Origin of the sequence: Jeotgalicoccus huakuii, assembly GCF_036665975.1 — a bacterium.
Classification (GTDB): domain Bacteria; phylum Bacillota; class Bacilli; order Staphylococcales; family Salinicoccaceae; genus Jeotgalicoccus; species Jeotgalicoccus marinus.
Map to the genome: position 1 here is coordinate 1 of NZ_JAVIYN010000001.1, position 13125 is coordinate 13125.

The 13125-nt window shown below is 38.5% G+C and carries 12 protein-coding genes; all 12 read left to right on the forward strand.

Annotated features, from left to right (window positions below):
- Positions 1 to 147 precede the first annotated feature (147 nt).
- The 12 genes from V6E76_RS00005 to rpsB all read left to right on the forward strand — a co-directional run bounded on the left by V6E76_RS00005 (position 148) and on the right by rpsB (position 13107).
- Positions 148 to 1122: a nuclease-related domain-containing protein gene (locus V6E76_RS00005; RefSeq protein WP_198687831.1), complete on the forward strand. Its 975-nt coding sequence runs from the start codon at positions 148 to 150 to the stop codon at positions 1120 to 1122.
- Positions 1123 to 1426: 304 nt separating this feature from the next.
- On the forward strand, positions 1427 to 2281 hold the full coding sequence (gene ylqF / locus V6E76_RS00010; RefSeq protein ID WP_026867587.1) for a ribosome biogenesis GTPase YlqF: 855 nt from the start codon (positions 1427 to 1429) through the stop codon (positions 2279 to 2281).
- A 4-nt stretch (positions 2282 to 2285) separates the two neighbouring features.
- Entirely contained in the window at positions 2286 to 3032 is a 747-nt protein-coding gene (gene rnhB / locus V6E76_RS00015; RefSeq protein ID WP_026867588.1) for a ribonuclease HII, read from the forward strand.
- A 128-nt stretch (positions 3033 to 3160) separates the two neighbouring features.
- Positions 3161 to 4330, forward strand: a complete 1170-nt coding sequence (gene sucC / locus V6E76_RS00020; RefSeq protein ID WP_026867589.1) for an ADP-forming succinate--CoA ligase subunit beta — start codon at positions 3161 to 3163, stop codon at positions 4328 to 4330.
- A gap of 17 nt (positions 4331 to 4347) precedes the next feature.
- Complete coding sequence (sucD, locus tag V6E76_RS00025; protein ID WP_026867590.1) at positions 4348 to 5256, forward strand: succinate--CoA ligase subunit alpha; 909 nt, start codon at positions 4348 to 4350, stop codon at positions 5254 to 5256.
- Positions 5257 to 5416: 160 nt separating this feature from the next.
- Positions 5417 to 6205 (forward strand): DNA-processing protein DprA, encoded by a 789-nt coding sequence (gene dprA, locus V6E76_RS00030; protein WP_084145830.1) that lies wholly within the window; start codon positions 5417 to 5419, stop codon positions 6203 to 6205.
- 105 nt (positions 6206 to 6310) lie between these two features.
- The gene (topA, locus tag V6E76_RS00035) at positions 6311 to 8374 is read left to right on the forward strand and encodes a type I DNA topoisomerase (protein WP_166626505.1); all 2064 of its coding nucleotides are present in this window, start codon (positions 6311 to 6313) and stop codon (positions 8372 to 8374) included.
- Between the two features lie 219 nt (positions 8375 to 8593).
- Entirely contained in the window at positions 8594 to 9475 is an 882-nt protein-coding gene (xerA, locus tag V6E76_RS00040) for a site-specific tyrosine recombinase/integron integrase (RefSeq protein WP_499797683.1), read from the forward strand.
- A gap of 4 nt (positions 9476 to 9479) precedes the next feature.
- A complete protein-coding gene (gene hslV, locus V6E76_RS00045; protein ID WP_035857275.1) occupies positions 9480 to 10007 on the forward strand; it encodes an ATP-dependent protease subunit HslV in 528 nt (175 codons plus the stop codon).
- A 17-nt stretch (positions 10008 to 10024) separates the two neighbouring features.
- Entirely contained in the window at positions 10025 to 11404 is a 1380-nt protein-coding gene (hslU, locus tag V6E76_RS00050; protein ID WP_035857277.1) for an ATP-dependent protease ATPase subunit HslU, read from the forward strand.
- Between the two features lie 18 nt (positions 11405 to 11422).
- Entirely contained in the window at positions 11423 to 12193 is a 771-nt protein-coding gene (codY, locus tag V6E76_RS00055) for a GTP-sensing pleiotropic transcriptional regulator CodY (protein WP_026867596.1), read from the forward strand.
- Positions 12194 to 12339: 146 nt separating this feature from the next.
- A complete protein-coding gene (rpsB, locus tag V6E76_RS00060; RefSeq protein ID WP_026867597.1) occupies positions 12340 to 13107 on the forward strand; it encodes a 30S ribosomal protein S2 in 768 nt (255 codons plus the stop codon).
- The last annotated feature ends 18 nt before the right edge of the window (positions 13108 to 13125 follow it).

Genomic DNA, 13125 nt, shown 5'->3' on the forward strand with positions numbered 1-13125 from the left:
AAGAAAACCAAACCTCAGCCGAGGTTTGGTTTTTTTGTTGGGAAAATTTCTGTTTTTAAGCGAAAGAGGAAATGCCTCTAATACATATGGTCAAACGTTAAATAATGTTGTATAAATGATATGTAAATGAAAAATGGAGGTTAAGTATTGTTCATAACAGAACGTCATCGTCCCTCTGAACTTTTGCACATGGAAGCTATGTTTAGCCGCTCAAAATTAGATGATAAAAACCACAATCAGTTAGAAAATCTTCGGAGAGGTTATGAAGGTGAATGTATCTATGACAATATCTTTAATGAAGTTGGTCATGATAATTCATATATTTATAGAGATGTCTATTTGAACATTGAAGACAGCACCACTCAGTACGATAGTTTAATCGTTACCGAAGAAGGTGTCGTCGTCAACGAAATTAAAAACTTTAGCGGGACTTATACCGTAAGTGATGACAGCTGGGCAAAAGGAAATTTTGAGTTACCCGACGATCCATTCGCACAGCTGCGTCGTGCTATTGGTAAGATGAGACGATTATCTTTATCGTCCGATTTACAATTTAAAGTCAGTGGCAAGTTAATATTTCCTAATGAAGAATGTACTTTAATTATTGCCGATGAGTCCTTGAAACAAAATATTATAATTAGAAGTAATTTGAGACGATACTTAGCTCGTTTTAAGAACAGTTTTAGCGGAAATTTCGCTCGGGAAATTTGTGAAGTGATTACTGAACATATCGTTGTCAATCCCTACTTCAAATCAGCAGTCGACTTTGATGACGTCCGTCACGGTATCTACTGTAGTGAATGCGCCGGGTTTGAGGTCGATTCTGAGCGATTTCATTTTAGGTGTTCATCCTGTGGCTCATATGAAACCAAAGAAACTCATTTTGTCCGTGCAATTAGTGACTATAAATACTTGTTCGGAAAATTGCCGATGACAACAAATCGTATGATGGAATTTACAAATTATAAGTTCAGCAAGCGTTCTGTTCAAAGATTGTTGGCTAAGTATTGTGATCGAGAGGGAATTTATAAATCGACGAGTTATAAATTTAAATACTACGATTTCGAAGATGCGATGTCGAAACAACCTAGAAATATACGATATAAGGATAGAATAGATTAGGTGATCTACGATGTGCGCCAATGAGAGAGCACCGTTGGCGCGCAAACAGAAATACGCGCCAATGAGCAGACGCTGTTGGCGCGCAAATGGAAATACGCGCCAATGAGAGAGCGCCGTTGGCGCGCAAATGGAAATACGCGCCAATGAGAGAGCGCCGTTGGCGCGCAAACAGAAATACACGCCAATGAGAGAGCGCCGTTGGCGCACAAACGGAAATACTCTCGAGCGCCCAATCAATCAAGGCGCGTAAGCTAAAAAAATGATAAAATAAAGGACATGAAATGAAGAAAACGGAGGGAAATGTATGTCGATTAATTGGTTCCCTGGACATATGGCAAAAGCACGTAGGCAAATCGAGGAAAGTTTAAAAAAAGTAGATGTTGTCATCGAAATTTTAGATGCGAGGATTCCATATGCATCACAAAACCCGATGCTGGACCAAGTTATTGGTGAAAAGCCGAGAGTCATTATTTTAAATAAGAAAGATATGGCGAGTCAAAGTGAAACAGACCGCTGGATGAATCACTATAAGGCAGAGGGACTTTATCCTGTTGCAATAAATGGTAAGGAGCCTAATATTTTAAAGAAAATTGAAGGTGTCGTCGTAGAAGCGACTAAAGAAATTTTTGAGAGAATGGAACGTAAGGGCATCAATCCACGCGCCATTCGTGCAATGATCGTCGGGATCCCGAATGTTGGAAAGTCAACGATTATCAACAATATTGCAAAGAAAAAAGTTGCGAAAACAGGAAATACACCAGGTGTGACAAAGGCTCAACAATGGATCAAAGCTGGAGGTAAGATGGAACTCTTAGATACCCCAGGCGTACTTTGGCCAAAGTTTGAAGATGAGACGGTAGGCTTAAAATTATCACTTACAGGTGCGATCAAAGACAATGTGGTTAACCTAGATGAAGTGGCAATCTTCGCCTTAAAATTTATGCAAGCACACCATCTAAAGGCTCTGAACAAATTTTATAATATCAATATAGACGAAGACTCAGAAATCGTCGAAATTTTCGATGCTATCGGACAGTCTCGCGGTTTCAAAATGAGCGGAAACGAAATCGACTATGAGCGCGTCACAGAACGTGTCATTTACGATACACGAGACGCTAAGATTGACCTCATGACGTTCGACTTCCCGGAGGATAACTAATCTAATGAAGATTTCAGATATAAAATTAGCCCTCAACAAGATAAAAACCCTGGACGATTTAGCGGCCTCTGAATTTCATTTAGATGAAAGAAAAGGGGTTCAAAACGCGCTTAAATCAAGGGCTCGCACACTTCAAAAAGAAGTCGAATTAATTGAAAAGTATAAAAGAATGATGCGATACGAAAACCAGCACTACGGCAAGATCATTGCAGGCATTGATGAAGCGGGGCGAGGTCCACTTGCAGGGGAGGTTGTTGCAGCAGCAGTGATTCTCCCTTTAGAACATGATTTCTTAGGCCTTGATGATTCAAAGAAAATTCCAGCAAAAAAACGTGCAGCGCTACGTGAAGAGATTATGAAATATGCGGACTATGGTATCGGTGTAGCAACTGTTGAGGAGATTGATACGTTCAACATTTACGAAGCGACCAAACTCGCAATGGACAGGGCTGTAAAAAATTTGAAACACACCCCAGAGCATCTTCTCATCGATGCGATGACCCTGGATAATGGTATTGAACAAACATCACTCATTAAAGGGGATGCGATTTCTAATTCTATTGCAGCAGCTTCTATTATTGCCAAAACGACGCGTGATGAAATGATGATTCAGCATGCAAAAAGATATCCTGATTACGCCTTTGAAAAGAATATGGGATACGGGACGAAAGACCATCTCGAAGGGCTGAAAAATTATGGAGCATGTAGTATTCATAGACGTTCTTTTGAACCGATTAAGAGATATTTTTAAGCTATTTCGTTTTTGAGTAACTTATTACATATAAAATAATGAGGAGAAGGATTTGAAAGTTTACAATCTACATCAATTTTCTTATAATTGAGAATGTAAGCTTTATTAAAAGTCTTAGGAGGAAAATCATGAATATCCATGAGTATCAAGGAAAAGAAATTTTTCGCTCTATGGGTGTAAACGTGCCTGATGGCGGCGTTGCACTTACACCTGATGAAGCAGTTGAAGTTGCAAAAACACTTGATTCAGATGTCTATGTAGTAAAAGCTCAAATCCACGCAGGTGGCCGTGGTAAAGCTGGCGGTGTAAAAATCGCTAAATCGTTAGATGAGGTTAAAGCATATGCTGAGGAACTACTTGGTAAAGTATTAGTGACTCATCAAAACGGTCCAGATGGTACTGAAATCAAGCGTCTTCTTATTGAAGAAGGTTGCGATATCGACAGCGAATACTACTTAGGTTTCGTTATCGACCGCGCGACGAACCGCGTTACATTAATGGGTTCTGAAGAAGGCGGAACGGAAATCGAAGAAGTTGCAGAAAAAACTCCTGAAAAGATTTTCAAAGAAGTTATAGATCCTGCAGTTGGATTACTACCATTCCAAGCGAAGAGACTCGCTTTTAATATCAATATTCCAACAGGTTCAGTAAACAAAGCTGCTAAATTAATGCTTTCACTTTACGATGTGTTCATCAGTAAAGACGCATCAATTATGGAAATTAACCCACTTGTAACTACAGGTGATGGTGAAGTTATCGCGCTTGATGCTAAAGTAAACTTCGACGCGAACTCACTATTCAGACACAAAGATGTTGTTGAATTACGTGACTTCGACGAGGAAGATGAAAAAGAAATTGAAGCATCAAAACACGACCTTGCTTACATCGCACTTGATGGTAATATCGGTTGCATGGTAAATGGTGCAGGTCTTGCGATGGCAACTATGGATACAATCAACCACTTCGGTGGTAAACCAGCCAACTTCCTTGACGTAGGGGGCGGCGCGACTGCTGAGAAAGTTACTGAAGCATTCAAACTTATCTTAAGTGACAAATCAGTTGAAGGAATCTTTGTAAACATCTTTGGAGGAATCATGCGTTGTGACGTAATTGCACAAGGTGTTGTAGAAGCTGTAAACAACGTTGGTCTAGAAATTCCTTTAGTCGTACGCTTAGAAGGTACGAATGTTGAAGAAGGTAAGAAAATTCTAGCAGAATCTGGTCTTGAAATTACTCCAGCTAGTACTATGGCTGAAGGTGCAGAAAAGATTATCGCTGCTGTTAACGAAAATAAATAATAACGGAGGAATATATTGTGGCTGTATTTGTTGATAAAAATACGAAAGTAATTGTTCAAGGTATTACTGGTTCAACAGCACTCTTCCACACTAAGCAAATGTTAGAGTATGGTACTCAAATCGTTGCTGGTGTTACACCTGGTAAAGGTGGACAAGAAGTTGAAGGTGTACCTGTATTTAACACAGTAGAAGAAGCTAAAAAAGAAACTGGCGCAACAGTTTCTGTAGTATACGTACCAGCTCCATTTGCTGCAGACTCTATTATGGAAGCTGCGGATTCAGAAATTGAATTAGTGATTTGTATCACTGAGCACATTCCTGTTTTAGACATGGTTAAAGTTGTCCGTTATTTAGAAGATAAGAATACACGTTTAATCGGACCAAACTGTCCAGGTGTCATCACTGCTGATGAAACTAAGATTGGTATCATGCCTGGTTATATTCACAAAAAAGGACATGTTGGTGTAGTTTCACGTTCTGGTACATTAACATATGAAGCGGTTCATCAGTTATCTGAAGAAGGCGTTGGTCAAACAACGGCTGTCGGTATTGGTGGGGACCCTGTTAACGGTACTAACTTCATCGACGTACTTAAAGCGTTCAATGAAGATCCAGAAACTTACGCTGTCGTTATGATCGGTGAAATCGGTGGTACTGCAGAAGAAGAAGCTGCTGAATGGGTTCGTGACAACATGACTAAACCTGTTGTTGGATTCATCGGTGGTCAAACTGCCCCTCCAGGAAAACGTATGGGCCACGCTGGTGCGATTATTTCTGGCGGTAAAGGTACAGCAGATGAAAAAATCCGCATCATGAACGAATGTGGAATTGAAACTGCTGATACACCATCTGAAATTGGTGAAACATTAATCAACCGTATCAAGAAAGAAGACGGTTTATACGAAAAATGTCTAACAGTAAAATAAATGAAATATAAATCAGTTAAGTGATTAAAAAGAGCGGTAATCATCATGGATTACCGCTCTTTTTTGTATTTTTATGGTAGTGTTTGTCAGTAAATTGAAAAGTAAAATGAGACAATTTTCTACTATAATATAGGGGATAATATTTGTCAGGAGGAAACATGTGGATCTATTACTTTTATCGTACGCTGGGGTGACTGCAAAAGAATTTTTATCCATAACAAACCATGAATATATTAAGCCTGATTTAAGTAAAAAATTAGCCTATGCAAAATCTTTAAATCGTGAGGAAATATTAGGTAAACTACAGTCATTCAATGTGAATTTCATGACCTATAAACATAGGAAATATCCACAACTCCTAAAAGAAATTTATGATTTTCCTTACATTATATATTACAGAGGTAACATCAATTTGTTACAAACAGATATGTTAGGGGTAGTAGGGAGTAGAAAGGCGACGCTTTATACGAAAAATGCTCTACTAGATATTCTTCCAAAACTAAAGGATATTACAATTATTTCAGGTCTGGCATATGGAGCTGATGAAATGGCACACAGTATCGCAATCAAAAATGATTTAAAGACTATTGGCGTGCTTGCATTTGGCCATGATATTCATTACCCTAAAACAACTGAAAAAGTACGTGCTCTGATGGAAAAGGAACATTTAACAATCAGTGAATATCCACCAGGTACAAAGATTGAAAAATGGCGATTTATAGCTAGAAATAGAATTATTGCAGGTTGTGCTAAGGGTGTTTTAGTGACGGAAGCTGAAGAGAAAAGTGGAAGTTTGATAACTTTAGAGATGGCATTAGATGAAAATAGAAATGGCTATTGCCTACCAGGAAATATTACTTCTGACTTTTCAAGAGGTACAAATTTGAGAATAAAAGACGGTGCAATGCTTGTTTTGAGTGCTGATGATATACTTTTAGATTACAATTAAATTGTCACTTATAGAACGTGATTAGAATTATTTTAATTGACAAAGTAAAATTTATCTGTGTATCATTTGGACTTGAGTGGATAATAACGAATGGAGGTCGTGAGTGTGGCAGACAATTTAGTGATCGTGGAATCACCCGCGAAAGCAAAAACGATTGAAAAGTACCTCGGTAAACGATATAAAGTTGTCGCATCTATGGGACACGTGAGAGATTTACCACGTAGTCAAACTGGAATCGACACAGAAAATAACTATGAACCAAAATATATAACTATACGAGGTAAGGGCCCCTTACTAAAAGATTTAAAGAAAGAAGCTAAAAAAGCGAAGAAAGTATTTCTCGCAAGTGACCCCGACAGAGAAGGAGAAGCAATCGCATGGCATCTCAGTCATGCCCTTGGTGATAATAATGATTATTACCGAGTCGTCTTCAATGAGATTACTAAAGATGCGGTTAAAGAAAGTTTTAAAAGCCCGAATGAAATAGATATGCAATTGGTCGATGCCCAGCAGGCTAGACGCATTTTAGATAGACTGGTAGGGTATAACATTTCTCCAGTCCTATGGAAAAAAGTTAAGAAAGGTTTGTCTGCAGGACGTGTTCAATCAGTCGCACTTAAGCTCATTATCGACCGTGAAAATGAAATCAGAAACTTTGTTCCAGAAGAATACTGGACGATCGAAGGCACCTTTAAGACAGGGCGTTCGAAGTTTACTGGTAAGTTTAACAAGTTAAAAAGAGACAAGGAAAAAACGAAATTAAAAACTAAAGCCGATGTTGATAACGTATTAAAAGAGCTTAGTGGTAAGGATTATTTAATCGAAAAAGTAGAGAAGAAAGAAAAGAAACGCTACCCAGCACAACCATTCACAACTTCTTCACTACAACAAGAAGCAGCACGTAAGTTGAACTTTAAGGCACGTAAGACAATGATGCTCGCCCAGCAATTATATGAAGGTATCGATATTAAAAAAGAAGGTACAGTGGGTCTGATTACTTATATGAGAACTGATTCAACACGTATCTCAGATTCAGCTAAAGCAGAAGCTTACCAACTTATTAATGATACTTATGGTAAAGAATATACAGGCGTGCAAAAGGAAAAAAAAGCAGCGCAAGATGCACACGAAGCCGTGAGACCAACATCTGCTAATCGTACACCTGAAAATATGAAGCAATATTTAAGCCGTGACCAACACCGTCTATATAAACTGATTTGGGATCGTTTTATTGCGAGTCAAATGGCACCAGCAGTGCTCGATACGGTAAAAGTTGATTTGAGTAATAATGGTGTGCTGTTTAGAAGTACCGGACAAACAATTAAATTTAAAGGTTTCATGACAATTTATATTGAAGGCACCGATGATGCTGAAGATGATTTAAATAACCGTTTACCAGAATTAAAAGAGGGTGAAACGGTAACAGAAGAAAAAATTGAACCTTCTCAGCACTTTACTCAACCACCACCAAGATATACAGAAGCGAGGTTAGTTAAGACTTTAGAAGAGTCAGGTATTGGTAGACCATCAACGTATGCCCCGACAATTGATACGATTCAAAAGCGTAACTATGTAAGAATGGATCAGAAGCGATTTATCCCTACGGAAATTGGAGAAATTGTCAACGAGCAAGTTGTTGAATACTTCCCTGATATTATCGATGTTGCCTTTACACGAAATATGGAAGATAGTCTAGATGCTGTAGCAGAAGGCGAAAAAGAGTGGCGTCAAGTCATCGATGAGTTCTATAAAGGCTTCGAGCCTCAGGTTGAACGCGCAGAAGAAGAGATGGAGAAAATTGAAATCAAGGACGAACCCGTTGGTGAAGATTGTGAAAAATGTGGTTCACCAATGGTATACAAGATGGGCCGTTATGGTAAGTTTATGGCGTGCTCTAATTTCCCAGAGTGTCGCAATACAAAAGCCATCGTTAAATCGATTGGTGTGACTTGCCCAACATGTAAGGAAGGCGACGTGGTTGAAAGAAAATCTAAGCGTGGTCGAATCTTTTACGGTTGTGACAAATATCCTGATTGTGATTTCGTCTCTTGGGATCGCCCAATTGGCAGGAACTGTCCGAAGTGCGAACACTACTTAATTGAAAAGAAAAAAGGACAGAAGGCACAGGTTAAATGTACCAACTGTGATTACACAGAAGATGCAAGTTAATTGATTACCGTGATTCTTAATAGAATCACGGTTTTTTTAATTGAATAATTAAAACTGTTTTACTTTGTGGCTGAATTATAAATATTTGTACAATTTCGTGCAATTTATATTCAAATGGTTTAAAATTACTAATGGAATTAATGGGAACGAATCATCTGACATATATTTTGGATATATTTTCTTAATTATGATAAAATTCAGACAAAGATAGAGGTGGTTATTATTTACGTCAAAGATTTTCTTAAGATGTTAGAATTTCAACGTAATTTTTCACCCCATTCTATTAAAAGTTATGATCATGATATTCATGAATTCATAACTTTTTTATGGACTGAGAATTTATCTGTTAAAGAATTTGAATATGGTGATGCTAGAAGCTATTTGTCTAGTCTATATGATCGGGGCTTAAAAAAAGCGACAGTATCTAGAAAGATATCGTCACTTAGAAGCTACTATAATTATTTATTAGATAGAGATGCTGTTGAAATTAACCCATTTTCGAACTTACCATTTCCTAAAAAAGAAAGTCAGTTACCTGATTTTATGTATGATAATGAGATTAATGCTCTTTTTGACTCGATGGACACTGGTCACAAAATGTATCTTAGAGACCGTGCAATCATCGAACTCTTATATGCGACAGGCATTAGGGCAAGTGAGCTAATTAACATAAAATTGAGTGACATTGATTTTACTGCTCAAGCACTCAAGGTATTAGGGAAAGGTCGAAAGTGGCGTGTTGTTCCTTTTAACAACAGTACACGTGAAAGTCTTAAAGACTACCTTGATGAATTTTCTACACCCATTAAAGGAATCGATACAATATGGATCAACCAACGTCAAGGTCAGTTAACTGTACGTGGCTTAAGACACATTATTGATATGGTTGTTAAGAGAAGTGCCTTACATCTAGATGTACACCCACACACCTTCAGGCACACATTTGCAACCCATCTATTAAATAACGGTGCAGATTTACGTGCTGTACAAGACCTCTTAGGTCATGAGTCTTTATCGACAACTCAGCGCTATACCCATGTGACGACAGAACAAATAAAAGCGACATATTTAAATGCCCATCCGGGCAATAAGAAGAGGTGACAAGATGACAACGATATTTGCATTAAAACACAAGGGCCAAGTCGCCATGGCTGGAGACGGTCAGGTAACGCTTGGTAATCAGGTTGTTATGAAACATACAGCTAAGAAAGTCAGACGCCTATTCAACGGCAAGGTCGCTGCAGGATTTGCGGGTAGTGTGGCCGACGCGTTTACACTATCTGAAAAATTTGAAGCGAACCTCTATGAATATAATGGGAATTTAACTCGTGCTGCTGTAGAACTTGCTAAGGATTGGCGAGGGGATAAGATGCTGCGACAACTTGAAGCGATGCTCATTGTGATGGATAAGGATAATCTTCTCCTAGTCTCTGGTACAGGAGAGGTCATCGAACCAGATGATGGTATATTGGCCATTGGTTCTGGCGGTAACTATGCACTTGCTGCTGGACGTGCGCTTGTGAAATACGGGGATCATCTAGATGCTAAAACAATTGCCAAAGAAAGCTTGGAACTGGCAAGTGAAATTTGTGTCTTTACAAATGGCAATATAATAGTAGAAACAATTGACTAAATATAAAGGTGAGATGTATGTCTAACAGAAATCTTTCTCCAAAAGAAATCACTAGTCGTCTCGACGAGAGTATTGTCGGACAAAGTGAAGCAAAAAGAAAAGTTGCAATCGCTATGCGTAACCGCTATAGACGTATGCTTTTAGATGATGAGCTACAAGAAGAAGTTATTCCTAAAAATATTCTAATGATAGGACCGACAGGTGTCGGTAAGACGGAAATTGCTAGACGGATTGCAAAAATTACTGGCAGTCCTTATACAAAAGTTGAAGCAACTAAGTATACTGAGGTCGGCTATGTTGGACGAGATGTTGAGTCCATGGTCAGAGATTTAGTCGAAGCATCTGTCAGAATGATTAAAGAACAGAAGAAAAATGAAGTCGAAGACGATGCTTTGAACCTTGCGAATGAAAGACTTGTTGGGCTATTAGCTCCAGGTAAAAAAATTAAAAAGCCTGCTTCTAATAACCCTTTCGAAATGTTGATGAATCAATCCAATCAAGATGAAGAGATTGAAGAAGTCGATGATAGTGTTAGAACAAAGAGAAGAGATATCAAAAGCCAGCTTGAAGCTGGTCAGTTAGAAGATGAAAAGGTTACGATCGAAGTGACTGAAGAATCCAACCAACTTGGTATGATGATGCCAGGAATGGATAATAACGGTATGGGGGACATGTTACAAAACCTGATGCCTAAGAAAAAACAAAAGCGTACAATGACAGTTAAAAAAGCACGTCAGTATTTAAAAGACGAAGAAGCTGAGAAGTTAATCGATGGTGAAAATGTAAATGATGAGGCAATCGAATTAGCTGAAACAACGGGCATTATTTTTATCGATGAAATAGATAAGATCGCTAAAGGTAGTCAAAACTCGGGTGACGTTTCTCGTGAAGGTGTACAAAGAGATATTTTACCGATCGTCGAAGGATCACAAGTCCAAACGAAATACGGTACGATTAGAACGGATTACATTTTGTTCATCGGTGCAGGTGCTTTCCATGTTGCTAAACCAAGTGACTTAATTCCAGAATTACAAGGGCGTTTCCCACTAAGGGTTGAGCTGAACAAGTTGTCAGTTGATGACTTTGAAAAAATCTTAAGGGAACCGAAAAACTCTCTCTTAGAACAGTATCAAGCCTTACTACAAACTGAGGATGTGACAGTCACATTCACTGATGAAGCAGTAAGAACCTTAGCTGAGATTGCCTATAATGTGAACACATCAAATGATGATATTGGTGCGAGACGCTTGCATACAATTTTAGAAACCCTGCTTGAAGAATTGCTATTTGAAGCAAGTGATATCAAAGGGGCACAAGTTGAAATAACTAAGCAGTATGTTGAATCTAAGTTATCCCATATTTCAACTGATAAAAACTTAAGCGAATTTATATTATAACTAATAGGAGTGAATGAAATGGTCAGTTTATTACAAAAAACACGTGAAATTAATGCTTTAATTCAAAGCAGTTCAAGCATTAAGGTAGATTTCGAAGAGGTTGCAGACAAGGTCAGCCGTACTCTAGAATGTAATGCCTTTGTCGTATCAAAGAGAGGTAAGTTACTCGGTGTCGGACAAATCGAAGCGATCGACAATGCGCGTATCGTTGAGATGTTAGAAAACAGACAGTTCCCTGAGTACTATGTCAGCCAAATTATGCGTTTAACAGAAACACGTGAAAATATTGCTTTTGAAGATGAGTTAACAATTTTCCCGACAGAAGATTCCTACCAAGATTCAGAAACATGCATCGTACCGATATACGGTGGGGGTAATCGCTTAGGAACTCTAGTATTAGGACGTAGTGAAACAGAGTTTTCTGAAGATGACTTAGTGTTAGCAGAATATACAGCGACTGTTGTTGGTATGGAAATTCTCCGCGAGAAAAACGATGAGATTGAACAAAAAGCCCGTGATAAGGCAAGCATCTCTATGGCAATCCGTTCATTATCTTACTCAGAAAGAGAAGCAATTGAGCACATCTTTGATGAGCTAGATGCGGATGAGGGCTTACTCGTCGCTTCTAAGATTGCAGATAGAGTGGGCATTACGCGTTCTGTAATCGTTAATGCACTTCGTAAGTTAGAAAGTGCAGGTGTGATCGAATCACGTTCACTTGGTATGAAGGGTACATTTATTAAAGTTAAAAAGGAAGACTTCCTACCTGAATTAAGAAAAGAAAGCTAAGCTTGCACGACTTTTAGAAATATGATATTATATAAAACGGTCATTAGACCAAATACGCACAACTTTGTAGGGGCTTGACCGGTGCCTTTTTAGGTGGTCACGTAGCGCAAAGTTGGAGGTATAAACCATTTAGGAGGAAACAAATCATGGCAGTAATTACTATGAAACAATTGCTTGAAGCAGGTGTACATTTCGGACACCAAACTCGCCGTTGGAACCCTAAGATGTCTAAATACATCTTTACGGAACGTAACGGTATCTACATTATCGACTTACAAAAAACAGTTAAGAAAGTTGCAGAAGCTTACGATTTCGTAAAATCTGTATCTGAAGAAGGCGGACAAATCCTGTTTGTAGGAACTAAAAAACAGGCTCAAGACGCTATTAAAGAGGAAGCTGAACGCGCTGGCCAACTTTACGTTAACCAACGTTGGTTAGGTGGAATCTTAACGAACTATCAAACAATCAGTAAACGTATCAAGAGAATTTCTGAAATCGAAAAAATGGAAGCTGACGGTACATTTGACGTACTTCCTAAAAAAGAAGTCGTTGAACTTCGTAAAGAGTATGCACGTTTAAACAAATTCCTAGGCGGAATTCGTGACATGAAGAAAATGCCAAGTGCAATCTTCATCGTTGACCCACGTAAAGAACGTAATGCAATCGCTGAAGCGAAAAAATTAAACATTCCTATCGTTGCAATGGTAGATACAAACTGTGACCCAGATGAGGTTGACTACGTAATCCCAGCAAACGACGATGCAATCCGTGCTGTAAGATTAATGACTAGTAAGATGGCTGACGCTGTTTTAGAAGGTCAACGCGGAATTTCTGATGAAGAAGTTGCAGAGGAACAAAATATCGACTTAACAGAAGAAGAAGCTTCAGCTGAGACTTCAGAAGATAACGAGTAATAAGTAAGAACAATCTTG

Excerpts from the sequence above, each read along its gene's own strand:
- sucC (WP_026867589.1), top strand. The coding sequence starts at position 3,161 with ATGAATATCCATGAGTATCAAGGAAAAGAAATTTTTCGCTCTATGGGT.
- hslU (WP_035857277.1), top strand. The coding sequence starts at position 10,025 with ATGTCTAACAGAAATCTTTCTCCAAAAGAAATCACTAGTCGTCTCGAC.
- rnhB (WP_026867588.1), top strand. The coding sequence starts at position 2,286 with ATGAAGATTTCAGATATAAAATTAGCCCTCAACAAGATAAAAACCCTG.
- codY (WP_026867596.1), top strand. The coding sequence starts at position 11,423 with ATGGTCAGTTTATTACAAAAAACACGTGAAATTAATGCTTTAATTCAA.
- ylqF (WP_026867587.1), top strand. The coding sequence starts at position 1,427 with ATGTCGATTAATTGGTTCCCTGGACATATGGCAAAAGCACGTAGGCAA.
- hslV (WP_035857275.1), top strand. The coding sequence starts at position 9,480 with ATGACAACGATATTTGCATTAAAACACAAGGGCCAAGTCGCCATGGCT.
- rpsB (WP_026867597.1), top strand. The coding sequence starts at position 12,340 with ATGGCAGTAATTACTATGAAACAATTGCTTGAAGCAGGTGTACATTTC.